General features: G+C 71.9%; 18 protein-coding genes. 7 read left to right on the top strand and 11 right to left on the bottom strand.

Going from position 1 to position 26,208, the window contains the following annotated elements; translation table 11 throughout:
* Positions 1 to 378: 378 nt before the first annotated feature.
* The 4 genes from ACTVCO_RS06285 to nudC all read right to left on the bottom strand — a co-directional run bounded on the left by ACTVCO_RS06285 (position 379) and on the right by nudC (position 6,394).
* Positions 379 to 2,361, bottom strand: coding sequence for an ATP-dependent DNA helicase UvrD2 (locus ACTVCO_RS06285; protein ID WP_443727544.1), 1,983 nt, complete (start codon positions 2,359 to 2,361; stop codon positions 379 to 381).
* 109 nt (positions 2,362 to 2,470) lie between these two features.
* Positions 2,471 to 2,692, bottom strand: coding sequence for a mycoredoxin (locus ACTVCO_RS06280; RefSeq protein ID WP_443727918.1), 222 nt, complete (start codon positions 2,690 to 2,692; stop codon positions 2,471 to 2,473).
* A 171-nt stretch (positions 2,693 to 2,863) separates the two neighbouring features.
* Positions 2,864 to 5,035, bottom strand: coding sequence for a DEAD/DEAH box helicase (locus ACTVCO_RS06275; RefSeq protein WP_443727543.1), 2,172 nt, complete (start codon positions 5,033 to 5,035; stop codon positions 2,864 to 2,866).
* Between the two features lie 384 nt (positions 5,036 to 5,419).
* Positions 5,420 to 6,394 carry an NAD(+) diphosphatase gene (gene nudC / locus ACTVCO_RS06270; RefSeq protein WP_443727542.1) on the bottom strand — a complete coding sequence of 325 codons (975 nt, stop codon included), beginning with the start codon at positions 6,392 to 6,394 and terminating at the stop codon, positions 5,420 to 5,422.
* Between the two features lie 79 nt (positions 6,395 to 6,473).
* On the opposite strand from nudC, the gene ACTVCO_RS06265 reads away from it, so the two are divergent.
* Positions 6,474 to 7,925 (top strand): phosphotransferase, encoded by a 1,452-nt coding sequence (locus tag ACTVCO_RS06265; protein ID WP_443727541.1) that lies wholly within the window; start codon positions 6,474 to 6,476, stop codon positions 7,923 to 7,925.
* A 7-nt stretch (positions 7,926 to 7,932) separates the two neighbouring features.
* Here the strand turns inward: ACTVCO_RS06265 and ACTVCO_RS06260 are convergent, their stop codons facing one another.
* Together ACTVCO_RS06260 and ACTVCO_RS06255 are read right to left on the bottom strand one after the other, a co-directional pair.
* Positions 7,933 to 11,343 carry a UvrD-helicase domain-containing protein gene (locus tag ACTVCO_RS06260; protein ID WP_443727540.1) on the bottom strand — a complete coding sequence of 1,137 codons (3,411 nt, stop codon included), beginning with the start codon at positions 11,341 to 11,343 and terminating at the stop codon, positions 7,933 to 7,935.
* The gene (locus tag ACTVCO_RS06255; RefSeq protein ID WP_443727539.1) at positions 11,340 to 14,606 is read right to left on the bottom strand and encodes an ATP-dependent helicase; all 3,267 of its coding nucleotides are present in this window, start codon (positions 14,604 to 14,606) and stop codon (positions 11,340 to 11,342) included. The genes ACTVCO_RS06260 and ACTVCO_RS06255 overlap by 4 nt, the downstream gene beginning before the upstream one ends.
* A 205-nt stretch (positions 14,607 to 14,811) precedes the next feature.
* Between ACTVCO_RS06255 and ACTVCO_RS06250 the strand changes: the two genes are divergently transcribed.
* Entirely contained in the window at positions 14,812 to 15,036 is a 225-nt protein-coding gene (locus ACTVCO_RS06250; RefSeq protein ID WP_443727538.1) for a DUF3107 domain-containing protein, read from the top strand.
* 149 nt (positions 15,037 to 15,185) lie between these two features.
* Here ACTVCO_RS06250 and ACTVCO_RS06245 read toward each other — a convergent pair whose 3' ends face one another.
* Complete coding sequence (locus tag ACTVCO_RS06245) at positions 15,186 to 15,908, bottom strand: ferritin-like fold-containing protein (protein ID WP_443727537.1); 723 nt, start codon at positions 15,906 to 15,908, stop codon at positions 15,186 to 15,188.
* A gap of 319 nt (positions 15,909 to 16,227) precedes the next feature.
* Here ACTVCO_RS06245 and ACTVCO_RS06240 point away from each other — a divergent pair, with 319 nt between their 5' ends.
* Complete coding sequence (locus ACTVCO_RS06240; protein WP_443727536.1) at positions 16,228 to 17,838, top strand: DEAD/DEAH box helicase; 1,611 nt, start codon at positions 16,228 to 16,230, stop codon at positions 17,836 to 17,838.
* 129 nt (positions 17,839 to 17,967) lie between these two features.
* Here ACTVCO_RS06240 and ACTVCO_RS06235 read toward each other — a convergent pair whose 3' ends face one another.
* Entirely contained in the window at positions 17,968 to 18,576 is a 609-nt protein-coding gene (locus ACTVCO_RS06235; protein WP_443727917.1) for a MarC family protein, read from the bottom strand.
* Positions 18,577 to 18,584: 8 nt separating this feature from the next.
* Entirely contained in the window at positions 18,585 to 19,460 is an 876-nt protein-coding gene (locus tag ACTVCO_RS06230; protein WP_443727535.1) for a PHP domain-containing protein, read from the bottom strand.
* Positions 19,461 to 19,542: 82 nt separating this feature from the next.
* Here ACTVCO_RS06230 and ACTVCO_RS06225 point away from each other — a divergent pair, with 82 nt between their 5' ends.
* On the top strand, positions 19,543 to 21,087 hold the full coding sequence (locus ACTVCO_RS06225; protein ID WP_443727534.1) for an aminopeptidase P family protein: 1,545 nt from the start codon (positions 19,543 to 19,545) through the stop codon (positions 21,085 to 21,087).
* A gap of 81 nt (positions 21,088 to 21,168) precedes the next feature.
* Here the strand turns inward: ACTVCO_RS06225 and ACTVCO_RS06220 are convergent, their stop codons facing one another.
* The gene (locus tag ACTVCO_RS06220; protein ID WP_443727533.1) at positions 21,169 to 22,110 is read right to left on the bottom strand and encodes a general stress protein; all 942 of its coding nucleotides are present in this window, start codon (positions 22,108 to 22,110) and stop codon (positions 21,169 to 21,171) included.
* A gap of 70 nt (positions 22,111 to 22,180) precedes the next feature.
* Between ACTVCO_RS06220 and ACTVCO_RS06215 the strand changes: the two genes are divergently transcribed.
* From ACTVCO_RS06215 to ACTVCO_RS06205, 3 genes are all read left to right on the top strand, one after another.
* The gene (locus tag ACTVCO_RS06215; protein WP_443727532.1) at positions 22,181 to 23,464 is read left to right on the top strand and encodes a magnesium transporter MgtE N-terminal domain-containing protein; all 1,284 of its coding nucleotides are present in this window, start codon (positions 22,181 to 22,183) and stop codon (positions 23,462 to 23,464) included.
* Positions 23,457 to 23,981, top strand: a complete 525-nt coding sequence (locus tag ACTVCO_RS06210; protein WP_443727531.1) for a DUF1003 domain-containing protein — start codon at positions 23,457 to 23,459, stop codon at positions 23,979 to 23,981. The genes ACTVCO_RS06215 and ACTVCO_RS06210 overlap by 8 nt, the downstream gene beginning before the upstream one ends.
* A 73-nt stretch (positions 23,982 to 24,054) precedes the next feature.
* The gene (locus ACTVCO_RS06205; RefSeq protein WP_443727530.1) at positions 24,055 to 25,185 is read left to right on the top strand and encodes an Mrp/NBP35 family ATP-binding protein; all 1,131 of its coding nucleotides are present in this window, start codon (positions 24,055 to 24,057) and stop codon (positions 25,183 to 25,185) included.
* Between the two features lie 81 nt (positions 25,186 to 25,266).
* Here the strand turns inward: ACTVCO_RS06205 and ACTVCO_RS06200 are convergent, their stop codons facing one another.
* Entirely contained in the window at positions 25,267 to 26,193 is a 927-nt protein-coding gene (locus tag ACTVCO_RS06200; RefSeq protein WP_443727529.1) for an NAD(P)-dependent oxidoreductase, read from the bottom strand.
* Between the last annotated feature and the right edge of the window lie 15 nt (positions 26,194 to 26,208).

The following is a 26,208-nucleotide window of genomic DNA, read 5'->3' as shown; positions in this document are numbered from 1 at the left end:
GGGAGTGCCGGAGCATCCCAGAAGGTCGAACGTGTGAGTGATCCGCCGAGCGGGCGGGTTGATGATCAGGGGCTGACGCGCAAAGCGTCAGACGTCATACCTGGTCATCTGAGGCGAGTGATGCACTGCGCCGGGGAGCAGACGGTGTGCTCCGGCGAGGTGGGCACGCGGACGACGGCTGGGAGTCATTCCCTGCGCGACGATCGAGATCGCCGTAGTCGTGATGGTCTTCATGCGTGCTCACCCCTCTCTCTTCTCGGCCTGCGACGCTCGGCGTCGTGGGCTCTCCGTCAGGAACTTGTCCACCGTAGACCGACCGCTCCTCGCGTGGCCAATTCATTAATGAACGACGGTCGCGATCGTGACCTGTTCGTGACCTCAGGGTCGGGTGCGATGCGCGGACAGGACCCTGAGGAGGTCGTCTGAGTAGCGTTCGAGCCGATCTGCCCCAAGCCCGCGGATCGTCGCGAGATCGTCGAGCGTGCTGGGCCGCAAGGTCGCGATCTCGTTGAGGGTGACGTCCGTGACGACGACGTGCACGGGCCGGCCGATGTCTTCCGCACGTGCGTCCCGCCACCGCTGGAGAGCATCGAGGAGCACGGGGTCGGGTCCCTCGCTGCGGTCGTGCTCGACCACGCCGCGGCGGCGCGGCCCGCCGTCGGTGCCCAGGTGCTCGAGGAAGCGCGAACGGGTGCGCGACGCACGACCAGACCCGCTCCGTGACCGCGCCCACGACAGGTGGAGATGCTCGCGGGCGCGCGTGATGCCGACGTAGAGAAGGCGCTTCTCCTCGGCGATCGCCGCCGGGTCAGTCGCGAGGGAGATCGGCATGAGCCCCTCGCTGAGACCGACGAGGAAGACGGCGTCCCACTCGAGGCCCTTCGCAGCGTGCAGGGACGCGAGCGTCACACCCTCGACCGTGGGAGCGTGCTGGGCGGCGGCGCGTTCGTCGAGCTCTGCGACGAGCATGCGGATGTCCGCTCCGTCACGCCCCGCGAGGTCGTCGGCGAGCGCCACGAGCGCCTGCATGGCTTCCCACCGTTCACGCACGGCACCGCGGGCGGCGGGGGCTGCAGGCGCCCAGCCCGCGTTGAGCAAGACATCACGGACGGCGTCACCGAGCGACATCTCAGGATCGGCGGCACGCGCCGCCCCGCGCAGCAGGACGAGAGCGTCGCGGACGTCCTTGCGCTGGAAGAACCGCTCGCCGCCACGCACCAGGTACGCCACGCCTGCGTCGGCGAACGCGTTTTCCAGGACCGCCGACTGGGCGTTCGTGCGGAAGAGCACCGCGATCTCGCTCGCGGGCGTTCCGGCCGCGATGAGCCGCGCGGCACGGCCTGCGACGAACGCGGCCTCGGCCTCGTCGTCGTCGTGCATGGATCGCCCCACGGGCGGCCCGGCGGGCCGCTGGGCGACGAGCTCAAGCCCCGCGTAGGTGCGAGCGCGCGGGTCAGCGAGCAGGGCGTTGGCCGCACCGACGACCTGGGGCGTGGAGCGGTAGTCGCGGACGAGGCGGACCTCGGTCGCGTCCGGGAAGCGCTTGCGGAACTCGAGTAGGTGGCGCGGGGTCGCACCCGTGAACGAGTAGATCGTCTGCGAGGGGTCACCGACGACGCACAAGTCGCGGCGCGGCCCCATCCACTGGTCGAGGACGAGCTGCTGGAGCGGCGAGACGTCCTGGTACTCGTCGACGACGAAGCGCCGGTACTGCTGCCGGATCTCGTTCGAGACGGACGAGTGCGAGCCGATCATGTCGGCGAGGTAGAGCAGGACGTCCTCGAAATCCATGAGGGCGCGGTTGTTCTTCGTGTCCTCATAGGCGCGCAGGAGCCGCGCGACCGTCTGCGCCTCGAGGCCCGCAGGAGGTTCGCGGCGCAACGCGGTCACGGCCGCCTCGTAGCCGTCAGAGGGGACGAGCGAGACCTTCGCCCACTCGATCTCCGAAGCAAGGTCACGCACCGCGAGCCGGTCGACTGAGATGCCGAGCGCGGTCGCCGCGTGCGCGACGATCTGGGCCTTCTGCTCGACGATGCGGGGCGGGGCCCCGCCCACGATCTTCGGCCAGAAGTAGCCGACCTGCCGGAGCGCCGCCGCGTGGAACGTGCGCGCCTGGACACCGCCGACGCCGAGCGCACGCAGCCGCGAGCGCATCTCTCCGGCGGCGCGCGCGGTGAACGTCACTGCGAGGACCGACGACGCCGGGTAATACCCAGCACGCACGCCGTAGGCGATGCGATGGGTGATGGCGCGCGTCTTGCCCGTGCCTGCGCCAGCGAGCACGACGACGGGCCCGTGGACCACCTGAGCGACAGCGCGCTGGTCAGGGTCGAGGGCGTCAAGGATCTCGTCGGGAGTCATCAGGTCGATCATCCCAGCAGCCACGGACATCCACGGCACGGGGTCGCGAACCTCGGGACGACGAAGGCCCGTGCCGTCCCTGGGGACAGCACGGGCCTCGAACGAACACTCAGACCAGACGCGCCTTGACCTGCGCGAGCGACGGGTTCGTCGCTGCGGTGCCGTCAGGGAACACGACGGTCGGCACGACCCAGTCCCCGCCGTTGACCGACGCAACATAGTCCGTCGTCCCGGGCACCTCCTCGATGTTCACCTCGGTGTAGCCGATGCCCGCCGAGTCGAGCTGAGACTTCAGACGCTGGCAGTAGCCGCACCAGGTCGTCGAGTACATGACGACAGACCCGGCCTCAGGAACGTGCGGAGCAGCGATGGTCACGGTTCTCCTCCAGGAGCGTGGGACGCCTAGGCGTCGGGTACAGGAGCGGGCCGGGAGGCCCTGCCGCAGGATAACGATCCCGCGCCTCCAGGCATTCCCTGCGGCCCGCCGGGACGCACGACGACGTCAGGACGCCTCGTCCTCGAGCGCCCCGACGAGCAGCGCGACGAGCGCCTCGAGCTGGATGTCCGTCGAGGACGACTCGTCGTCAACGTCGGCACCGTCGAGAGCCCTCGCCGCAAGCCCCGACTTCGCGTCGATGAGCTCGGCGATCTTCGTGTCGATCGTCTGCGCCGCGACCACCCGCCATGCGGTGACGGGCTCGTCCTGACCGATGCGGTGGACGCGATCGATCGCCTGAGTCTGCTCCGCGTCCGTCCACGGGAGCTCCGCCAGCACGAGGTTCGACGCGGCCTGAAGATTGAGCCCGACGCCCGCAGCCATGAGCGAACACACGACCACCTGCACCTCGTCGTCCTCGGTGAACGCCGTGATGGCCTGCGCCCGGGCCCGGGCGCTCTGGTCACCCCGGATCGAGACGAACGGGATGCCCCGATCTGTGAAGGCCTGCTCGGCCTGGTCCATGACGTCGACATGCTTGGCGAAGAACACGACCTTGCCGACGCTGCGCGCGAGCTGCGCCGTGTAGTCGGCAGCGAGACCTGCCTTGGCCTGCCCGAGCCGACGCACCATCGTGAAGATGTTCTCGCCCGTGGCCTTCGACGTGGAGTCCTTGAGCTCGGTCGCCGCGACGCGACGCGCGAGAACGAGATCCACGCCGTCGACGACCTCGACCGGCCGGTGCGCGATCGCCATCGAGTAACGCTCGACCATGCGTCGGGCGAGCGCCTCCTCCGACGCGCGGATCGAACGACCCAGCGCGCCGTCGATCTCCACGGGGAGGTCCGCGACCCGACGTGCAGGGAAGTCCGTGAGCACGTCCGCCTTACGCCGCCGCACGATGCCCATGTCGACGACCGCCCGGCGCGCGGCCGCGTAGAACCCGTGGTCGGCCGGGCTGAGGCCCGTCTCCTCGAGCGCCGTCATGAGGCCTCCGACCGGCAGCTTCTCGTCGATCCAGCCGAGGAACTGCCAGATCGCGCGGAAGTCCTCGACCGAGTTGATGAGAGGCGTGCCCGTGAGCGCGACGAGCAACGGCTTCGCCGTCCGCTCCCGGATGCGCTCGGCGAGCGTGAGGACGTTGCGCGAGCGCTGCGAGGACCTGTTCTTGATGAAGTGCGCCTCGTCGACCACCATCCCGCGGAAGCCGAGCTCCCCGAGCCAGCCGACGTGCCGGTCGAGGATCTCGTAGTTGACGACGAAGATGTCGGCGAACGCGTCGACCCTCCCGCTGCCACCCTCACCGTCGCCGTCGCCGTGGATGACCGTGACGCGCCTGTGAGGGACCCACAGCTGCGCCTCGTGCGCCCAGTTCGTCTTGACGACGTTCGGGACGACGACGAGCAGCGGGAATGCTCCTGCAGCCTGGGCGGCGAGGAGCGCTTGGGCGGTCTTGCCCAGCCCCGGCTCGTCCGCGAGAAGGAAGGTCCGATGGCCCTTAGCGGCCGCGTGCACGACCTGCGCCTGGTGGCGCATGAGCCGACGTCCGGACGGCGCGCTCGCACCCGACCCGTCCGGCAGGGCCATGCACGCGATCTCGCCCGTGCCTGCGACCTCGAACGACCGGAACAGCGGCTCGAGGAGCTCCCAGCCGGCTAGACGGCGCGGGCGCGCCGCCTGACGCTCGGCGACCGCCTCGAAGTCCGGGGCGAGGAACGGGTTCGCGCGACGCCGGGCGACGGCCGACTGCGGCACGACACGGTGCGGCGCGACCGCCTCGACGACGACCTCGGGCTCAGGCTCCACGACCTCCTCGGGAGGTTCGATGCCAGCGGCCCTCAGCACTGTCGCGGTGTACGTGCGCGCAGCCGCCGACACGCGCGCATCCTCCGCGAGGAGAGTGAGCAGCGAGGTGTCCCGCGCGGCGATCCGCGCGAGGGACGTCGCCACACCGTCGAGACGCTTGAGCTCGTTCGCGCGCTTCGCGGCGCTCAACGACTCGTCGGCCTGGACACGCGCACGCTCGCGCCGGACGAGGAGCGCGACGACCTGGAACTTCGTGCGCACCGCCGGCTGGGCCGGAGCCGTGCGCACCGCGTCACCGATCTCACGGGAGACCCCCGCGAGAATCTCGGCGAGGCCCCGGTCACCGTCACGTCGACGCTTCCCACCCGAACCATTCGGACCGCCCGAACCCCCGCGGGGACGTCCAGACCGGTTGCCGCCTGCTCGTGCCACAGCACTTCCTTCGTTCGTCACCAGAGATACGGGCTCGACGCACTCCTGCACGCTGCGTGCACCGAGCGGCCGGTCCCCTTGCGGCCGCACGCACGACAGCACGGCGCAGCCAGCAGGGCACGCACCCGCAACGGGGGCTGCACTCACGGCCGCACAGCACGGTCGGCAGGGTGCACACCCAGGACGGGGCGCTCGCGAGGCCGCACAGCGCACAGGCATCTACCGTGCGAGACCACCCCTACGTCAGCAGACGCGTCTCGCTCCGTCCACGGGCTGCGTCGTGATCGACGTCTGCTGCAGCCCCGGACGAACAGATCCTACGCCCCTCCACCCCCTCCGGCGCGCGGCCCCTCCGCCCGCCGGCCCACATCGGCACGCTCGGCCTCAGCCCGGCTCGGCGATCTCCCCGCCGAACCACTCCTCGATGAGCGCCCGCGCGATCGACGACTGCATCGGCAGCAGGACCCGCCCGGCCGCGACGTCCCCCGCAAGCCCGTCGCGCGTGAACCAACGGGCCTCGGTCACCTCGACGTCGTCCGTCGTCACCGTCGTCGTGAGCGCGTGCGCGACGAAGCCGAGCATGAGCGAGGCCGGGAACGGCCACGGCTGCGTCGCCCTGAACTCGACCCGACCGACGACGACGCCCGTCTCCTCGAGGACCTCGCGCCGCACCGCGGTCTCAGCCGACTCCCCCGCCTCGACGAAGCCGGCGAGCGTCGAGAACCGACGCTCGGGCCAGTGCGCCGCATGTCCGAGCAGCAGCCGGTCGTCGTCGTCGACAACCGCCATGATGACCGCCGGGTCCGTGCGCGGGTAGTGCTCGATCCCCTCGTCCTCGCAGCGACGCGCCCAGCCAGAGCTCACGGGCACCGTCGGCTCACCGCACGACGGGCAGCGCGGCGCACGCGCGTGCCACGCGGCGAGCGCGACCGCCGCGGTCGCGAGACCCGCGTCGTGCCCGTCGAACAGGTGCCCGACGTCCCGCAGCGCCCCCCAGCGTCGGCCGGACGCCAACACCTCAGCCGGGGTCGGGGCCTCGACCCCCTCGATCCCCACCGCAGGGCGGCCCGCCGGGACGACGAGCGCAATGACATCGATCCCACCGTCTCGCGGCGACCGGCCGAGGTCGCAGACGAGCGCTGAACGCGCCGCCTCGCGAGCCTCAGCCGCGGGAAGAAGCGCCAGGCGGTGCCCGTCGCCTTCCTCGAGCGCAAGCTCGCCTCCCCTCACGACGAGGACTCGCGTCGTCGGGGACTCCAGGAGCCGCGCCACGTTGTCCACATCTGAGCGGCGCAACGCAGCACGGTCCGTCCCCGTGCGGGACAGCGGCAGAGCGGACCACTCGATCAGGGGTGTCACGTCCTTCACGGTACCCGCGTCGCGATCCGCAGGGCGTGCCCTCACCGGATCCAGGCCCCGTGCGCCGTACCGTGGAACGATGCACCGCTCCGACCTCGCACTCGCCGCACTCGCGACCGCCGCCGTCCCCGGTCTGCGGGCCGCCGAGGTGCGGACGATCGCGTCCGACGGCGACGACGACGTCGCGCTCGTCGTCGACGACGAGTTCCGCCGCTGGATCGTCCGCTCCCCGCGCGACGCCGCCTCGGGAGCGAAGCTCGAGGCCGAGATGACGCTGCTGCGCTCGTTCGGCGCGTACGTCGACTCAGGGCGGCTGCCGTTCGCCGTCCCCGCCCCTGCGGGCTTTGCGCAGCTCGACGAGGGCGGCCGCGCCGTCGTCTACCCCGAGATCCCCGGAACGCCGCTGCCCGTCGAGTCGCTCCGCCCCGGCCCGGGCCTGGCACGCGCGGTCGGACAAGCCTTGGCCGCGCTGCACGAGCTGCCGGCCTCGCTCGTCGAGGATGCCGGCCTGCCTTCCTACACGGCTGACCACTACCGGCGTCGCCACCTGTCGGCTCTCGACGAGGCGGCCGCAACCGGCCGCGTCCCGGTGCGACTGCTACGGCGTTGGGAGACGGCCCTCGAGGACGTCGCGACGTGGCGGTTCCGGCCCGTCGTCACGCACGGCGACCTGGGCACTGACCACGTGCTCATCGCTCAGCAGTCCGTCAACGGGATCGTCGACTGGTCGTCGTGCCAGGTCGCCGACCCGGCCGACGACCTCGCGTGGTTCGTCGTCGTCGCACCGCCCGACGCAGTCGAGTCCGTCCTCGAGGCCTACCGTCAGGCGCGCACCGAGCTCACCGACACGCACCTCGTCGAGCGTGCCCACCTCGTGAGCGAGCTCGCGCTCGTGCGCTGGCTCCTCCACGGCGTCCACCAGGACGACCAGCAGATCCAGGCCGACGCGGTCGAGATGATGCTCGACCTCGACGAGGTTCTTCACCCCGAGGGCAGCACGCCCACCACCGGAAGCGTGCGCGTCGCGGCGACGGTCGCCTCCGGCACGTCGCGTCAGAACGCGCGGCCCGTCGAGGCGACCGAGGTCGCGGACGGGATGCCGATCATCAGCGCATTGAGCACTCGCAGCGCGACGAGCGGGCGCAGTGCGGTCAGTGGGCACAGTGCGGTGAGCGGTCTGTCCGCGGCCAGCGCCGTCACGGGCGGCATCGGTGTGGTCCGTTCTCCGGACGACGGCGGCGCCGCTGCGAGCTGGTCGGTGCACGTCCCCACAGCAGCGACCGAGGCGATCGACGTCGCCGACGCGCGGGCCGCGTGGGCGATGGACGACTCTGGGGCGTCGGACGGCTCTGGGGCGTCGACGTGGGTCGCGTCCCCGGCCGAGATTCCGGTGAGGGCCCGTTCGGCGGGCTCCGCCCAGGACGATGCACGGGGTGAGGACGATGCGCGAGGTGAGGACGACGCAGTGATCGAGGACGACGGCGCCCGCGAGGACGCCGCACCGATCGAGGACGACGGCACCCGCGCCTGACCCCCGGCTACCCGCGGAGCAGCGCCTCGAGCTCTGCCTCGTCGTGGAGGCGTTGAGGTCGCACGGTTGTGCCTGAGCCGACGTAGCAGAATGCCGCGTCGACCATGGTGAGCGGCAGGCCCGTCCAGCGAGCCCAGGCGAGCCGGTAGACCGCGAGCTGCACCTCGCGGGCGGCAGCCGCAACGGCGTCGCGCGGTTCGCGGCCGGTCTTCCAGTCGACGACGACAACCTTGCCCGTGCCGGGGGCTGCCGGGTCGGGGAAGACCGCGTCGATGCGTGAGCGTGTCATGACGCCCGCGAGCGGTGTCTCGACGTCGACCTCGATCGCGATCGGGACGATGTCGGCCCACGGAGTCGCGAGGAACGTCTGCTTGAGGGCGTCGAGGTCGGCGTCGGGGGCCTCGTCGTCGGCGTCGTCGAGGTCGAGGACGTCGATGAGCGAAGGGGCCGCATAGTGCTGTTCGACCCACGCGTGGAACGTCGTGCCGCGCCTCGCGTGAACGGAGGGCGCGGACGGTACGGGCCTGCGCAGGGCGAGCGCGTACTCGGCGCGGTCAGTTGCCATGCGCACCATCGCGGAGGCAGAGACGTGGGTCGGGATGTCGACCGCGTCGACGGGACGCTGGCGTTCGTCCCGCTCGGCCAGGAGCATCGCCGCGGTCGCGGCGAGGTCCGTCACCGGCCGCGCACCCGAGGCCTCCACCTGCTGCGTCCGGCGGGCGCTGCGCGCGGCCTCGACGCGATGCGCTGCCTCGACGAGCGCTGCGGGCACGTCCTGCCCGCGCGGCCACGTCCCCGTGTGTGCGACAGCGAGCGACGGGTTCTCACCCTCAGGACGCTCGGCCCACCGTGCCGTCGAGAGCAGCTGTGCCTCGGCGAGCTCCGCGAGGAACGTGCTCGGCGGCGTCGGGGTCCGACGCTCGCCACGGAACCACGAGCCGGAGAGCAGGAGATGTTCGCGCGCCCGTGTGAACGCGACGTAGGCGAGACGGCGTTCCTCGGCGACCTGGTGCTGCCCGGCATCTTCGGTGAAGAGCACGAGGCTCGCCGCAAGATCGGCGTGGTCCTCGGCTGTGTCGTAGCGGAGGTGCGGCAGGTCGGGGGCGTCGCCGCGCAGCGGGTAGGGCAGGGTCCCGAGGCCCTTGAGCCACGCCGAGTCCGTCGGTGCCTTGAGCTCGCCCGTGCGGGCGTCGACCGTCTGCGTGGCCGTCGAGGGGAACGCGCCGTCGGTGAGACCAGCAACCGCGACGACATCCCACTCGAGGCCCTTGGCCGCGTGGACGGTGACGATCTGTACTGCGTCGGGGTCAGGCTCGGTGAGCGCGCCGTCGAGCCGCTCGTTGGCTTTCGCCGTCGCGTCGAGCCACGTGAGGAACGCTCCCAGCGTCGGGGTGTCGGCACCGTCGACGAACGACAGCGCAAGGTCGCGGAACGCGTCGAGGTTGGCGCGTGCGCGGCCTGCATGACCTGGTCCGAGGAGCCCGGCCTCGATGTCGAGGCCCAAGGTGCGCTCACACTCGACGATCAGCTCGGGGACCGACAGGTACGTGCGCCCGCGCAGACGCTCGACGACGCCGGCGAGGCGCGCAAGACGCTCATAGCCGTCGTTCGTCAGGCTGCGACCGTCATGACTCGTCCACCCCCGAGGAGGCAGCTCGTCGAGGACATCGACGATCGTCGTCTCGTCGCTCGCATCGGACTCGGGGACGACATGACCGGGCTGGACGAGGTCGTCGGCCCCGGCCGCGGTCACCACGTCGGCCGAGTGCGTGGACGCGTCCCCTGGCACGTCGGGACGCCGCGCACGCTGGTGGCGGTGCGCGAGCTCGCGCGCTCGGTCCGCGAGCGCGAGGAGGTCGGCGATCCCCAGGTCGACCCACGGCCCCGTGAGCAGGCGCATGAGGGAGTCGCCGCGCGAGGGATCGTGGACGACCTCGAGGAGGGCTCGGAGGTCGACGACCTCGGGGGCCTCGAGCAACCCGCCGAGCCCCATGACCTCGACGGGGATCCCGAGGGCCCGCAGCGCCGCCTCGAGAGGGCCGAACTGCTTGCGCGCGCGGCACAGGACGGCGGCGCTGCGGGCTCCGTCCGGGTGGGAGCGCGGACGCCACGATGCGGCGATCTCTTCGGCGATCGCGGCCGCCTCCTCGTCTTCCGTCACGGAGTAGATGCTCGTCACGGTGCCGGCTCCAGCGCCGGGTCGGGTGCCAAGGGTGGGGATCTCGAGGCCCGCTCCGCCGTGCGCGCGTCGGAGCGGTGCCGCGACCTCGTTGGCGACGAGGAGCACGGTCGCGTCGTTGCGCCACGACGTGGAGAGCGTGAGGTGATGCAGCCCTGTTCCGGCGCGGAAGATGTCACTGAAGCGGGCGAGCCCGGAGGCACTCGCCCCTCGCCAGCCGTAGATCGACTGGTGCGGGTCGCCCACTGCCGTGACCGCGTGACCGTCGCCGAAGAGCGCTCCGAGCATGCGGGCCTGCGCGTAGGAGGTGTCCTGGTACTCGTCGAGCAGGACGACCTTGTAGCGGGTGCGCTCGGCCTCCCCCACCTCGGCGAAGCCCTCGGCGAGGCGCGCACCGAGCGCCACCTGGTCGGAGAAGTCGAGCGAGTCCGTCGCGGCCTTGCGGCGTCGGTACTCCTCGACGAGGTCGAGCAGGTCGATCCGTTCGGCGAGGAGGCGTGCGAGGTCACGCACGCGCGCACGCACGCCCTTGCGTCCCTTGGCGACCTCGGGGGCGGCGAGCATCGTCTCGATGATCTCGTGCATCCGTGCCCGCGCGTCGGCGATCGGCACGAGGTGCTCACCGAGCGCCTGCGACATGCTGCGCACGGCGTCGACGACGGTGCTGGTGGCCGACGTGAACGAGAGCTCGCCCGTCCAGCGCTCGACGATGTCATGGGCCAGCTGCCACTGGCTCGCCTCACCCAGCAGACGCGAGCCGGGCTCGATCCCCAGGCGCAGGCCGTGCTCACGGACGAGGCTCGACGCGTAGGAGTTGTACGTCGCGACGACCGGGCGGGCGAGCACACCGAGCAGCGCAGCACCGGCGTCGTCGTCGCCTGCTGGAGCCCAGGGGACGGCTTCGCCGCTCGCGCGGGAGGATGCCGCGAGGGCCCGCAGGCGCCTGCGGATACGCTCGGCGAGCTCTCCGGCGGCCTTGCGCGTGAAGGTGAGGCCGAGGACCTCGTCGGGGGCGACGAGTCCGTTGGCGACGAGGTAGACGACGCGCGCCGACATGGTCTCGGTCTTGCCCGAGCCCGCGCCCGCGACGACGAGGACGGGGGCAAGCGGCGCCTCGATGACGGCGGTCTGCTCGGGCGTCGGCGGGAACTGACCGAGGCGCTCGGCTATCTGGGCGGCGGAGAGCCGCGGGAGGGCCGTTCCGTCCGACGGGACGGACTCGGCGAGCGACGTGGTCATGCGGGGGTGCCTCCCATCGTTCGGCCCTCATCCTGGACCGGGCAGCTGCGTCGCACGGGGCAGAAGTCGCACATCGAGTTCCGGGCGGCGGTGAAGGTTGCGGCGGCCATCGTGGTGGCTGCGCCCTCGACGAGGTCGCGTGCCCACCCCGGGTCGTCGGCCTCGTGCAGCGGCGGCTGCGCGCGCAGCGAGGGCCCCTTGGAGGAGCCTCCCACGTGAACGAGGGTCGCCCCGCCGGCCGTGGGCGCATCGCCCACGCCGACGACGTCGGCGAAGGCACCGGCGGCGAGCGCAACCTGGTACGCGCCGAGCTGCGCGTTGACGCGCGCGTCCTCGGCGCTTGCGGCCGCACCCGTCTTGAGGTCCTCGATCATGATCGAGCCGTCAGGCTGGGCGACGATGCGGTCGACGCTCCCGACGAGGTCGGCACGCCCGACCTCGGCGGCGAACCGCGCCTCGGTCGCGAGGACCTCACCGCTTGCCGCGAAGTGCTGAGCCAGCCGGTCGATCATGGCGCGGGCCTTCGTGTGTGCGACGGTCTCGGGCCATCCGGGCCGCAGGCCGAGCTCGGGCCAGCGACGTTCGAGCTCGGCCGCGAGCTCGGAGAAGCTCCCCGCGGGCGCGCCCTCTGCGATCGCGTGGACAAGGGTGCCGAGGCTTTGCTGGACCGCGTCGGCGGGCCGCCCGCCCGAGGCCTCGAGAGCCCATCGCAGGGCGCAGCGGTGCACCTGCTCGACCTTGGAGGGTGAGACGCGCACGCGGTCGTGGGGACCCCAGGCGGGGTCCGTGCTCGAGACCTTGTGCGCGCCGTACCACCCGGCGGGCTCGGCGACGCCGACCCCGGCGTCGGCGAGGAGCGCAAGGACCTCTGCGGCCTCGGTCTGCTCTGCGTCGCTCGACTCCTCGCCCTGCAGAAGGAGACGTGCCCGCAGGACGAGACCACGCAGGTCGAGGGCGACGGGTGCCTCGCGACGGCGCGGGTCGGGCTCGTCGTCGTCGGCCCCCGGCGGCTCGATGAGGTCGACGAGAACCGACGGGACGTGCTCCATGTCGCTCACGGCCGTGACGAGCAGGTGCTCGCGCGCACGCGAGACCGCGACGAGGAACGCGCGTACCTCGTCGGACAGCACGGCCCGGCGGGCCCGCGCGAGCCTGTCCGGGTCGCCCGCGACCGCCCGGTGGCCGGCGACGGCATCGACGAGCGCCTGTGCGCCGAGGAGGGTGTCCCGCAGCCGCAGGTCGGGCCACACGCCCTCCTGAACTCCGGCGACGACGACCGCGCGCCACTGCCGCCCGGCAGCCCCGGCGGGCGTGAGGACGCTGACCGCGTCGGTCACCCCGCCGCGTTGTGCGAGCGAGTCGGCGGGCAGCTCCTGGGAGCGCACGTGGTCGACGAACATGCGTGGCGTGCGCCGCGCATTGCGTTCGACGAACCACTCCGCGGCCTTGAAGAGCGCGAGCACCGCGTCGAGATCGCGGTCCGCGCGGGCTCCCGCGCTGCCTCCTCCGAGCGCGGCGTCGCGCCACAGCGACGCGAGACCTGTCGCCTCCCACACGGCCCACAGGACGGTCTGTGCGTCGGCCCCCGGCTGTGCGGCGGCCTCGCGACCACGCGCGAGCACCTTGGCGACGCGCGCGGGTGCGCGACGCACCGCGGAGGGCAGGACGGCTGCGTGCGCGGGGTCGGCGAGCGCCTCGCACACGAGCTCGTCGGACGCTCGTGTGCCGCCGGACGAGAGCTCCTCGGCGCGCAACGCGCGGCGCAGGCGCCGCAGCCCGACGACGTCGAGGCCGCCGAGGGGTGAGAGCAGGAGCGCGACTGCGCGCTCCGCATCGAGCTCAGCCCCCGAGGCGATGTCGACCGCATCGAGCAAGGGCCGGACCGCTGGCTCGTCACGCAACGGTCCTTCGGACCCGACGACGGTCACGGGGACCGAGGCCGCAAGGAGTGCCCGGCGCAGGGCGGTCACCTGCCCGCCAGAACGCGCGATCACGACCATCTGCGACCACGGGATGCCGTCGTGCAGGTGCCAGGAACGCATGGCGTGGGCGACGTACGCGTGCTCCTGGGCGGGGCCGTCGAGGATTGCGGCACGCACCGACCCGTCGAGAGCCGGGCCGTCGGGAGCCGACCCGTCGAAAGCCGGGCCGTCGGGAGCCGACCCGTCGGGAGCCGTGCCACCCTGCCCGGCCACGGCCTTGCGGTGCGCGACCGTGCCGACCGCCCCGACGAGCGAGGAGACCCGGGCCGTCACGTCGCGCAGCGCGGGACCGTGCCGGTGCACCGTGCCGAGCACGATGTGGTGAGCACCGAGCGCGGCGGTCCCGGCCGTGCGCGGTGCCACCGCCTGCGCGAGCAGGCCGGGAACAGCCCCCCGGAAGCCTTGGACGGCGAGATCCGGGTCACCGAGCAGCACGAGCCGCGCCCCGTCGTCGAGGAGAAGAGCGCACAGCCGCGCGAGCGCCTGCGTCGCCTCGTGGTAGTCGTCGACGACGACAAGATCCCAGCGCGGACGCGGCGCACGCGGGACCTCGTCGTCCCAGGCGAGCAGAGCCTCGACGGCCTCGTGCACGACCGAGGCGGGGTCGACGCGCTCACCGAGGTCAGGGGTGAGGGTGCGCAGGGCCATGACGTCGCGGTACTCCTCCATGAGTCGCGCGGCAAGGCGCCACTCAGGCCGGTCCTGCGCGGAGCCGAGCGTGTCGAGAGCGACCGGGTCGAGGCCGCGCTCGGCGGCCCGCATGAGGACGTCACGCAGCTCGTCACGGAACCCGCGCGTCCGCAGCGCGTCGACGGGCACGCCCGCGGGAAGGACGAGATCCGTCCCCTCGCCCTCGAGGTGGCCCTCGAGGAGCTCGGCAAGCACGAGATCTTGCTCGGGGCCTGAGATGAGCGTGGGCGCGGGCTGCTCGAGCGCAGCCGCCCGTCGCCGCAGGATCGCGTGCGCGACCGACGGCGCGGTCCGCACGAGGGGTGCTCCCACGGTGCGTCCCGTGAGCGCTGCCAGCCGGTCACGCATCTCGCCCGCGCTGCGACGGCTCGAGGTGACGACGAGGAGCCGAGCGGGATCCATGGCCGCCCGCCCCTCGCCGGGAAGGAGGTGGTCGGCGGCGATCCGCAGCGCCGTCGTCGTCCGCCCCGTGCCCGGCGCCCCCGTCACGACGAGAGCCTGCACGGTACGCGCGCGCTCGACCACGTCGTCCTGCTGAGCGTCAGGGACGAGGACGAGCGGCGCGTCGGCTCCCGCGAGGCGCGCCTTCATGCGCGCTCCACGCGTGCGCTGCGCGCACGCAAACGCTCGGCCGACGGTCGGATCCTCATGCCACGCATCCCATCACGAGCCACGGACATCGCGCCGCCCCTGCCTGCCCGGCCGTGTGCGCGCTGGGCGAACACGCCCGCGGGAGGGTTCCGGAGGTGGGATGCTGGCACAGAAGATTGGTCCGCCCGAATCCAAGGAGGTCGACGTGGAGATCACGATCGGCGTGCAGAACCTCACCCGCGAGATCGTCGTCGAGACCGAGGCGAACGCCGAGGAGATCGCGGCATCCGTCGCCAAGGCCCTCGACGGGGGCACCGTCCTCGACCTCACCGACCACCGCGGGCGCCGCGTCCTCATCCCGACCGCGACGATCGCGTACGTCGAGATCGGCGCCGAGGAGCAGCGTCGCGTCGGGTTCGGAAGCCTCTGACACTCGTTGACGACGATGCCCTCCCCGCCACGGCGGGGAGGGCATCGTCGTCTCGGCTGAAGCCCCGGCCACGCACTGAGGCCGGGGCGACGCGTCCACTCCGGGTCACGCACTGAGGCCGGGGGCGCACCCCGGCGCGGCTCGCGCGCTCAGGCAGCGAGGCCGACGCGTCCCATCCGGCGCGCGTGCTCAGCCGTGAGCTGGCCGAAGAGCCACGTCGTCACGGATGCAGGAGCCTCACCGTCCGCGGACCTCGTCTCAGCAGCGCGAACGAGGAGTCGCTGCAGCGACTCGTGCTCCGTGAGGAGCACCTGGACGACGCTCAGCGCCTCACCCACGACCCGCCGGCCCCAGAGCGCGAGGCGTGACGCCAGCTGCTCGTCCTCGTCCGTGGCCTCGTCGACGAGCACGATCGCCGCCTCGGTCGTGAGCTCGCCATCGATCGCAGCGACGACAACCTCGCGCGATGCGGGGTCGAGCGCCTCCGCGACGATCCGGCAGAAGTCGTAGGCGACGCCGTGGCCGACGTACCCCTTGACGAGTTCTTCCCACCATCCGCTCGCCTGCGTGCGGGAGTTGAACTCGTCGAAGGCACCGTCGAACGCGATGTACCGCCCGAGGGCGGCGTCCGACCCTCCGAGCACCTCGTCCGTGCGCGCGAGCACACGTTCCTGCCGCTCGTAGGACTCGGCCGCGAGTCGCACGAGGTGCAGGCGCCGTTCCGGGTCGAGAGCCTCGCCCGCGGCGCCCGCGAAGCGCAGGAACGCGGTCGTCTCCATCTGGGCGACGAGCGCAAGCAGATCGGCGGCGTCCGCGGCGGCCTCGGAGACAGGCGCGGGCACGAGAGAGGACGTTCCGGAGGCGTTCGGCATCCCACCATCGTAGGACTCGCGCACCCTCCCGTGGGTCGCGTCCCGCCGGTCCTTGACCCCGTCCGATACTCTGGGCCTGTACAACGGATGCCCGGTCGTCTCGACACCTTGAAACGTATGACGACTCCCGGCCTCGCCGCCCCGCTCGCCGTGGGCGCGCGGTCGGCAGAACTGCGCGATCGGCTTCCGGCCACATCCGGCGCGGACGCGCTGGCCGCCGAGAGCCTCTCGCCGCGAGTTCGGGCCCCGCCCGCCTCCGCGCCGCGCGGAGCGCCCCCTGGTGAGCGACGTCCGCACCTCGCACATAGAACGAGGCACCGTGACCATCGAGTCCCCCACCGAGCCCGCGGCGATCGCCGCGAGCGTCCAGTCCGCCGAGAACGTCACCTTCGGTGACTTCGGCGTTCGTCCCCAGATCGTCGAGGCTCTCGCCGAGGCGGGAATCGTCCGCCCCTTCCCCATCCAGGCGATGACGCTCCCCGTCGCGATGCAGGGCCACGACATCATCGGCCAGGCCAAGACCGGAACAGGCAAGACCCTCGGCTTCGGCGTCCCCCTGCTTCACCGGGTCGTCGCCCCCGGCGAAGAGGGCTACGACACCCTTCCGTTCGCCGGCAAGCCGCAGGCTCTTGTCGTCCTTCCGACACGCGAGCTCGCGGTCCAGGTCGCGAACGATCTGGCGACCGCCTCGCGCAAGCGTTCCGTGCGTGTCGTCCAGGTGTACGGCGGGCGCGCCTACGAGCCGCAGATCGACGCGCTCGCAAGCGGCGTCGAGGTCGTCGTCGGGACGCCCGGCCGCATGATCGACCTCCTCAAGCAGGGCCACCTCGTGCTCTCGCACGTCAAGTGCGTCGTCCTCGACGAGGCCGACGAGATGCTCGACCTTGGCTTCCTGCCCGACGTCGAGACCCTCCTGTCGCGCACTCCCGCGACGCGTCACACGATGCTCTTCTCGGCGACCATGCCGGGCGCGGTCGTCGCGATGGCGCGCCGGTACATGTCGCACCCGACGCACATCCGCGCAGCAGACCCCGACGACGAGGGCCTGACGAAGAAGGACATCAAGCAGGTCGTCTACCGCGCGCACGCCCTCGACAAGGTCGAGGTGCTCGCCCGCATCCTCCAGTCCGACGGCCGTGGCCGCACGATCGTCTTCGCGCGTACCAAGCGCACGGCTGCGAAGGTGGCCGACGACCTCGTCGAGCGCGGCTTCGCGGCGGGCTCGCTCCACGGCGACCTCGGCCAGGGCGCGCGTGAGCAGGCGCTGCGTGCGTTCCGCAACGGCAAGGTCGACGTGCTCGTCGCCACCGATGTCGCGGCTCGCGGAATCGACGTCGACGACGTCACGCACGTCATCAACTACCAGTGCCCCGAGGACGAGAAGACGTACCTGCACCGCACGGGCCGTACGGGCCGCGCGGGCAACAAGGGCACCGCGGTGACGTTCGTCGACTGGGACGACGTCCCCCGCTGGTCGCTCATCGACAAGGCGCTCGGCCTCGGAATCCCGGAGCCCGTCGAGACGTACTCGTCGTCGCCGCACCTCTACGAAGAGCTGCTCATCCCCGTCGGGACCAAGGGTCGTCTGCCGCGTTCGAAGCAGGTTCTCGAGGGTCTCGCGGGCGAGGTTCTCGAAGACCTCGGCGAGACGGGCAAGCGCGGCGGCAAGGGCCAGAGCACCGGGGGCCAGCGCGACGGCGGTCGCCGCGGCGACCGTGACGGCGGACGCGACGGCGGACGCCGCGAGGGTGTCCGCCGCGACGGTGGACGCGAGCCCGGGGCGCAGGCGCCCGCGTCCGCGCCGGCTGCCGGCGCTCCCGCGAAGGCCGACGCCAGCACCGAGTCCGGCGATCGCCCGCGCCGCTCGCGCAGCCGCCGCCGCACCCGTGGCGGGCGCCCGGACGGTGGCGCCGCAACGACGGAGGCCTGAGCCGCGCTCTCCTCACGGAGACAGGCGAGGCACGACGAAGCGCCCGCGCGCACACCTCATGGTGTGCACGCGGGCGCTTCGTCGTGCCAGCAGGTCGACCCGAGGGTCGCGCGGTCAGTCCGGGTACAGCTAGGCGGCCTTGACGAACGCGGTGACCGCGTCGGCCACGAGCTGCACCGCGATCGCGGCGAGGAGCAGACCGGCGATCCGCGTGACGAGGATCGTTCCGGACTCACCGAGGATCCGCAGGATGACTCCCGCGAAGCGCATCGCGACCCACATGGAGAGCACGACGCCGGCGAAGCCGACGACGACCGCGATCCAGTCGGCGGCCGACCCGTCGACCCGCTGGACGAAGAGCATCGCTGCGACGATCGCGCCCGGACCCGCAAGAAGCGGTGTGCCGAGCGGGACCATGGCGATGTTGACGTTGCCGTGGGGTGCCTCGGGGTTCTCCATCTTGCCCGTGAGGAGGTCGAGCGCGATGAGCAGGAGCAGCAGGCCGCCCGATGCTTGCAGCGCGGGCAGCGAGATGTGCATGTAGTCGAGCAGGCTCTGGCCGAAGAGGGCGAAGCCGATGATCACTCCTGCGGCGACAAGGACGGCCTGGCGCGCGGCGCGGTGGCGTTCCTTCGCGGTCATCGTGCCCGTGAGGCCGAGGAAGATCGGCACGATCCCCGGGGGGTCCATGATGACGAACAGCGTGATGAAGACCTCCGTGAGGAGGCGCAGGTTCATGATGTCGCTCACGCTCGGACCATTCTTGTCGTGCCACGGCGCTCGATCTCGGCAAGCACCTCGCTGGAGGTGAGGTTCTCCCCGAGGCGGTTGGGCTTGCCTGCGCCGTGGAAGTCGCTCGAGCCCGTCGTGAAGAGGCCGAGCCGAGCCGCGTGGCGGACGAGCCGGGCGCGCTGCTCGGCGTCGTTGTCGCGATGGGCGACCTCTAAGCCTGCCAGGCCAGCCGCCGCGAGCTCGTCGATGACAGCATCCGAGACGATCCGTCCCCGTGCGTGGGCACCGGGGTGCGCGAAGACGGGCACACCGCCCGCAGCGACGATCGCGCGCACCGCGTCGGGTGCGTCGGGCACCGCGTGACGGACGTAGTAGGGCGAGTCCACGTGCAGCAGATCAGCAAAGGCCGCGTCCCGTGAGGGACGCACGCCGGCGGCGACGAGAGCGTCGGCGATGTGCGGGCGACCGATCGTCGTGCCCTCCTGCATCTGGGCGACCACGTCCTCCCACGTGAGCGGGAAGTCCTCGCCGAGGCGCTCGACCATCGCGCGCGCGCGGCCACCGCGCGAGACCTGAACCGCGTCGAAGAGTGCGAGCAGACCCGCGTCGAGCGGGTCGTGCAGGTAGCTGAGCAGATGGACGGAGACGCCCTCGGCCCGCGAGGTGACTTCCGTACCAAGGACGACGTCCACCCCGTAGGTCGCGGCGGCCTCAGCCGCCTCGGCCCACCCGCCGACCGTGTCGTGATCGGTGAGGGCCATGACGTCGAGCCGCGGCACACCCTCCGCGAGCGCCGACGCAGGGCCACGGCCTGCGGCAGCCGCGACGAGCTCCGCAGGAGCGTCCGTGCCGTCCGAGACGTGGGAGTGGGTGTGGAGGTCGATGAGCACACCTCACTCTAGGGGCGTGCCCGAGGACACACCGCCACGACCGTCCCACCACCCAGCAGGGCATCGGTGGGACCATGGGAGCATGAGCACCGACGCCACTACCCCCGGCACCGAGCAGGATCCGACGACGACCCCGGATGCCGCAGTCACCGAGCAGAGCCTCGCCGCGCGCGGCGAGCAGCGCTCACAGCGCCCCGACTCCTCGGCGTTTCGCGACTTCGTCATGTCTGGCTGGGGAGCCCCCACCACCTCGGGGCCAGTCCGCGCCGAGGTCGCTGACTTTGCGCAGCGACGCCGTGACGCGATCTCCGCGCAGTTCCCCGGCGCACGCCTCGTCGTTCCCGCGGGCCCGCTCAAGGTGCGCTCGAACGACACCGACTACCGCTTCCGCCCTCACAGCGCGTTCGCGCACCTCACCGGGCTGGGCACGGACCAGGAGCCCGACGCGGTCCTCGTCCTGCACCCGCGCGCCGACGGCGGGCACGACTCCGTCCTCTACTTCCGTCCCGCCTCGGGCCGCGACACCGATGAGTTCTTCTCGAGCTCACGCTACGGCGAGTTCTGGGTCGGCCCGCGCCCGACGCTCGAGGACCTCGCCACGGTGCTCGGCATCGAGACGCGACACCTCGACACGCTCGAGGATGCGCTCGCGAAGGACGTCGGCGCGGGCACCGAGCTGCTCGTCGTCGCCGAGGCGGACGAGAACATCACGGTGCTCGTCGAGGCCGTGCGCGCTGCGGCCGGTGTCGAGCAGGGCGAGGACGCACGTCTCGCCGAGGCCGCCTCCGAGCTGCGTCTCGTCAAGGATGCGTGGGAGATCGAGCAGATGCGCGCGGCCGTGGCCGCGTCCGTCACGGGCTTCGAAGAGATCGTTCGTGCCCTGCCACGCGCCGTCGCGCACGAGCGCGGCGAGCGCGTCGTCGAGGCGGCGTTCGACGGCAACGCCCGCATCGAGGGCAACGCCGTTGGCTATGACACGATCGCCGCCGCGGGCGACCATGCGACGACGCTCCACTGGATCCGCAACGATGGCAAGGTCCGCGAGGGCGAGCTCATCCTCGTCGACGCGGGCGTCGAGGTCGACTCGCTGTACACGGCTGACGTGACGCGCACTCTTCCCGTCTCGGGGACGTTCACGGACGTCCAGCGCAAGGTCTACGAGGCCGTGCGGGAGGCTGCGGACGCGGCGTTCGAGGCCGCGGTTCCGGGCAACGTCTTCTCTGACGTTCACGCGGCCGCGATGGAGGTCATCGCGCGCAAGGTTGCCGAGTGGGGCCTCCTGCCCGAGGGTGTCACGGCCGAGGTGTCGCTTGCTCCCGAGGGGCAGTTCCACCGCCGCTGGATGGTCCACGGCACGAGCCACCACCTGGGCATCGATGTTCACGACTGCGCGCAGGCGCGCCGCGACATGTATGTGGGCGGCAAGATCGTGCCCGGCATGGTCTTCACGATCGAGCCGGGTCTCTACTTCAAGTCCGACGACATGCTCGTGCCCGCCGAGTTCCGGGGCATCGGCGTGCGCATCGAGGACGACGTCCTTGTCACCGTCGACGGCAACGAGAACCTCACGGCGGCGCTCCCCCGCACGGCCGACGAGGTTGAGGCGTGGATGGCGTCGCTGCGCTAGAAGATGCGCAGATGGCGACGAGGCTGGTCTCACCACGATGTGGTGGGACCAGCCCCGCGTCGTTGCTGTGCCCGCCGGGGGCTACCTCTGCGGCGGATTCGGCCTGCGGTAGGGGTCCGGAGCGGGCTCCTGCGACTGGGGCGCCGCCCCGTCGGGGGGCGCGGGGGCGTCGGGCGCGGCCGGGACGTCGGGTGCCGCAGGAACGTCGGGCGAGGCGGACGAGCCGTTCGGGGCCGGCTCCGCCGGCTGCGCAGCCGCTGCGTCGGGCTTCGGGGTGCCGTCGGCCTGGAGGTCCTCGTGACGCAGGCCGTAGCGCGGGCGCCCGTCAGGCGTCACGTACTGCGACGAGATCGACGACGGCCGCGGCCGGGCGACGGGAAGCGCCGAGCCGTCCGCGGCGACCGGTGCGTCGCCGCCAGCGGGCTGGTTGGCTGCAGCGGGCGCCGGGGGCGGCGTGTAGGCCGGCGGCGGAAAGCCGGGGACGACGTCAGGTGTCGACCCGAGCGTGTGTGTTCCCGCTGTCGAGCGGATGCTCGCGGCCGCGAGCATCTGCCGCGCACGCCCCGCGTGCTCGACCTCGCACAGCACGGTATACCGCGTCGCGACGATCTGGCTCTGCGACGTGAAGTCCCGCTTCCCGCGCGAGAGCGCGTAGGAGATGAGCGAGAACATCGCCGTGAACGCCGCGCCCATGAGGATCGCAGCGATGAGCGGGATCCCCGAGCCGTCGTCCGAGAACATCGAGAGCAGCAGGCCGACGAACAGACCGAACCAGGCGCCCGAAAGCAGCCCACCCAGCGCGACCCGGCCGTACGTGAGGCGGCCCGTCACACGCTCGACCATCCGCAGGTCGTCACCGACGATCGTCAGCGACCGCACCGGGAACGCCTCGTCAGAGAGGTGGTCGACGGCCTTCTGCGCCTCGAGGTAGGTGCGGAACGACGCGACGGGCGTCCCTTCGGGCAGCGTCGGAACGGTAGGGACCGGTCCGCGCCCAGTGGCAGGAAGCATCGGGTTGCTCATACGACGATCATGCCGCACCGCGGGCGCGGACGGTCGCCCACGGGCGGACCTGCGCGCATAGGCTGTGCCCGTGAGCGCCGTCGGAACCCGTGTCTTTGTCGCCCGGCTCGCCGAGACCGCAGTCTTCGACCCGCTTGGAGACCGCGTCGGGCGGGTCCGCGATGTCGTCGTCCTCATGCGCCCCAAGGGTGCGCCGCGCGCCGTCGGCCTCGTCGTCGAGGTGCCCGGCAGGCGCCGCGTGTTCCTGCCGTTGACGCGCATCACGAGCATCGATGGTGGCCAGGTCATCTCGACCGGCCTCGTCAACATGCGGCGCTTCGAGCAGCGACGCATGGAGTCGCTCGTCGTCGGCGAGCTCTTCGACCGCGTCGTCGAGCTTGCGGACGGCTCGGGAACTGCCCAGATCGAGGACATCTCGATCGAGAAGCAGCGCAACGGCGACTGGATGGTCGACCGTCTTTTCGTGCGGCGCACGCAGGCCTCACGGAGCACCCTCGGCATCCGTCGTCGCGGTCAGGGTGAGGTCATCGACGTCACCCAGCTGCTGTCGCTCGCCTCGGCCGAGCAGAACCAGGGCGCGGCCCTCCTCCTTGCGGCCTACGAGGACCTCAAGCCCGCCGACCTTGCCGAGGCCCTGCACGACCTCTCGCAGGAACGTCGCATCGAGGTCGCCGCGGCGCTCGACGACGAGCGTCTCGCCGACGTCATCGAGGAGCTCCCCGAGGACACCCAGGTCGAGATCATGTCGGCGCTCGATCCGGGCCGCGCGGCCGACGTCCTCGAGGCGATGCAGCCTGACGACGCCGCCGACCTCCTCCACGAGATGCCGGACGCGCGCGTCTCGCAGCTGCTCGGTCTCATGGAGCCCGAGGATGCGCGCGACGTCCAGCGTCTGCTCGCGTACGACGACTACACGGCGGGCGGTCTCATGACGACCGAGCCCGTCGTCCTGTCCCCCGAGACGTCGATCGCGGCCGCGATGGCGCACATCCGCCGGGCCGACCTGCCGCCGGCGCTCGCATCGATGGTGTTCGTCGTGCGGCCCCCTCTCGAGACCCCGACGGGCCGCTTCCTCGGTGTCGTCCACTTCCAGCGGATGCTGCGCGAGCCTCCCCACCAGTCGCTCGGCGACGTCCTCGACGCGGTCGACCACGTGGGGCCGTCGGCGCCGCTCGGGCAGGTGACGCGTCTGCTCGCGACGTACAACCTCCTCGCGCTGCCCGTGCTCGACCCGGACCGTCGCCTGCTCGGCGCCGTGTCGGTCGACGACGTGCTCGACCACATGCTTCCCGAGGACTGGCGTGAGGACGACCACGTGCCGGACGCCCCCGTGGGCGGTGAGAGCCGTGGCTGAGCGCCTCGACCAGCCCAAGGGCAAGCGCACGTCGCTGCGCGAACGGTTGCTGCCGCGGCGCAACGACGACACGTTCGGGCGCGCCTCGGAGGGTATCGCGCGGTTCATGGGGACCCCGCGGTTCCTCGTCTACATGACGATCTTCTGCGTCGTGTGGCTCGCCTGGAACACGTGGGGGCCGGAGGATCTGCGATTCGACTCGGTCGCGATCGGCTTCACCCTGCTCACGCTCATGCTCTCGCTCCAGGCGTCGTACTCGGCGCCGCTCATCCTCCTCGCGCAGAACCGGCAGGACGACCGGGACCGCGTCTCGGCTGAGCAGGACCGGCAGCGGGCCGAGCGCAACCTCGCGGACACGGAGTTCCTCGCACGTGAGATGGCGGCGTTGCGCATCGCGCTCGGCGAGGTCGCGACGCGCGACTTCGTGCGCTCCGAGCTGCGCAACCTGCTCGAGGAGATCGAGGCGGGGCGCGAGGCCGCTGACCGGGATGCGACCGACACGGACGAGACGCGCTGAGACGTCACGTCCGGTTGGTGACAGGGACCACGGTCTCAGTCGTCTCCGGACTGCCGCGACCTATGATGGTCCCATGACTCAGCCGACGCTCGTCGAGGCCGTGCGCGCAGCGCTCGCCACCGTCATCGACCCCGAGATCCGCCGTCCCATCACTGAGCTCGGCATGGTCCGCGAGGTCGAGGTCACAGGCGACGGAGAGGTCAAGGTGCTCATCGACCTCACGACGGCGGGCTGTCCTCTCAAGGCCAAGATCGTCGAGGACGTCACGGCTGCGGCGTCGGCCGTCGACGGCGTCGCGTCGGTCGCGGTCGAGATGGGCGTCATGAGCCCTGAGCAGCGTGTGCGCCTCAAGAAGCAGCTGCGTGGCGGCGACGGCGAACCTGTTATCCCGTTCTCGCAGCCTGGGTCGCTCACGAAGGTCTACGCGATCGCGTCCGGCAAGGGCGGCGTCGGCAAGTCGTCACTCACGGCGAACCTCGCGGTCGCGATGGCAGCCGACGGCTTGCGCGTCGGCGTCGTCGACGCCGACATCTACGGGTTCTCGATCCCGGGCATGCTCGGCACGCGCGAGATGCCGACGAAGGTCGACGACATGCTTCTGCCGCCCATCGCGCACGACGTCAAGGTCGTCTCGATCGGCATGTTCGTGCCCGCCGGCCAGGCCGTCGTCTGGCGGGGCCCCATGCTCCACCGCGCGCTGCAGCAGTTCCTCGGGGACGTCTTCTGGGGTGATCTTGACGTGCTCCTGCTCGACCTGCCGCCGGGGACGGGCGACATCGCGATCTCGGTCGCGCAGCTCTTGCCGGGCTCGGAGATCATCGTCGTGACGACGCCGCAGTCGGCGGCGGCCGAGGTCGCCGAGCGCGCGGGCTCGATCGCGCACCAGACGAACCAGGGCGTCGTCGGAGTCGTCGAGAACATGTCGTGGCTCGAGCAGCCTGACGGGTCGCGGCTCGAGATCTTTGGCTCAGGCGGCGGCGAGCGCGTCGCGACGTCACTCTCGCAGCGGCTCGGCGTCGATGTCCCCATGCTCGGGCAGGTGCCGCTCGACGTGTCGCTTCGCGAGGCGGGAGACGGCGGGACTCCCGTCGTGCTCTCAGCCCCGGACTCCCCCGCCGCTGTCGAGCTGCGTCGCATCGCGCGCGGACTCGCGGCCCGTGGCCGCGGTCTTGCGGGCAAGAAGCTCCCGCTCACCGTCAACTGACGCACTGAGCCCGTCCCCCACGCGCACCCCCGAACCGACATGGTTCGAGGCTGCACGGAGGGACGGGCTCGGCCCGGCTGGCTAGTAGCCGGCGGCGCGGTCGACGCGGCCCGTGAGAGGCTCGCCCGCCGCCCACGCGCGCACGTTCGTCTCGATGCGACGGGCCATCATCGCCTCGACCATCTCCGGGGTGTCAGCCGTGTGCGGCGTGACGAGCACGTCGTCGCGCGACCACAGCGGATGCCCGTCGGGCAGGGGCTCCGGGTCGGTGACGTCGAGGCCCACGCCTGCGATCTGGCCCGCGTCGAGCGCCGCGACGAGTGCATCGGTGTCGATGAGCCCGCCGCGTGCGACGTTCGCGATGACCGCGCTCGACGGGAGCGCTGCGAGCACGTCGGCGTTCACCCAGCCACGCGTCTCGTCGGTGAGCGCGATCGCGCCCACGAGCACGTCGATCTCACCGAGATGTGCGCGGAAGCCGTCGAGGTCCGTCGTCACGTCGGCGCCCTCGAGCGGCGCCGTCGAGCGGCGCGCGACGATCGTGCGGACGCCGAACGGTGCGAGCAGCCGCAGCAGCTCGGTCGTGATGCCGCCGCCACCGAGGATGCCGACCGTGAGGCCGTAGAGGCTGATGCCCGCGGGCGTGCCCCACGACGTCGCGCGTGCCCGTCGCGTCACGTGCCGCAGCGCGGCGAGCGTGAGCAGGAGCGCGTGCTCGGCGACAGGCTCCGCGAACGCACCCTTGGCCGACGTGAACTCGACCTCTCGTTCGAAGACCCCGGCGGCGACGTACGCCTCGACACCGGCCGACGGCAGCTGGACCCACTTGAGGTTGGGTGCGGCCGCGAGCACGGGGACGAGCTCGCTCGCGGGGCCCCCGTGCCAGACGAGGACCTCGGTCTGCTCACCGAGGTTGGTAAGCTCGCCGCCTCCTCGGACGACGGCCTCACGCCAGGCGGGAACGTCCCCCGTGATGGTGACGAGCGGGGCGTGTGTGGTGCTGTTCATGCGAACCTCCGGTGC

Source organism: Sanguibacter sp. A247 (assembly GCF_052324925.1).
In the GTDB taxonomy this organism is placed as follows: Bacteria; Actinomycetota; Actinomycetes; order Actinomycetales; family Cellulomonadaceae; genus Flavimobilis.
This window is presented reverse-complemented; position numbering and strand designations above follow the sequence as displayed.

What these genes read in the sequence shown, in the direction of transcription:
- ACTVCO_RS06260 (WP_443727540.1), bottom strand. Translation starts at nt 11,343, where the DNA reads ATGACCACGTCGCTCGCCGAGTCCGTCCCGTCGGACGGAACGGCCCTC.
- ACTVCO_RS06280 (WP_443727918.1), bottom strand. Translation starts at nt 2,692, where the DNA reads ATGTACTCGACGACCTGGTGCGGCTACTGCCAGCGTCTGAAGTCTCAG.
- ACTVCO_RS06220 (WP_443727533.1), bottom strand. Translation starts at nt 22,110, where the DNA reads ATGAGCAACCCGATGCTTCCTGCCACTGGGCGCGGACCGGTCCCTACC.
- ACTVCO_RS06225 (WP_443727534.1), top strand. Translation starts at nt 19,543, where the DNA reads ATGAGCACCGACGCCACTACCCCCGGCACCGAGCAGGATCCGACGACG.
- ACTVCO_RS06255 (WP_443727539.1), bottom strand. Translation starts at nt 14,606, where the DNA reads ATGAAGGCGCGCCTCGCGGGAGCCGACGCGCCGCTCGTCCTCGTCCCT.
- ACTVCO_RS06205 (WP_443727530.1), top strand. Translation starts at nt 24,055, where the DNA reads ATGACTCAGCCGACGCTCGTCGAGGCCGTGCGCGCAGCGCTCGCCACC.
- ACTVCO_RS06285 (WP_443727544.1), bottom strand. Translation starts at nt 2,361, where the DNA reads ATGACTCCCGACGAGATCCTTGACGCCCTCGACCCTGACCAGCGCGCT.
- ACTVCO_RS06200 (WP_443727529.1), bottom strand. Translation starts at nt 26,193, where the DNA reads ATGAACAGCACCACACACGCCCCGCTCGTCACCATCACGGGGGACGTT.
- ACTVCO_RS06265 (WP_443727541.1), top strand. Translation starts at nt 6,474, where the DNA reads ATGCACCGCTCCGACCTCGCACTCGCCGCACTCGCGACCGCCGCCGTC.
- ACTVCO_RS06235 (WP_443727917.1), bottom strand. Translation starts at nt 18,576, where the DNA reads ATGAACCTGCGCCTCCTCACGGAGGTCTTCATCACGCTGTTCGTCATC.
- ACTVCO_RS06245 (WP_443727537.1), bottom strand. Translation starts at nt 15,908, where the DNA reads ATGCCGAACGCCTCCGGAACGTCCTCTCTCGTGCCCGCGCCTGTCTCC.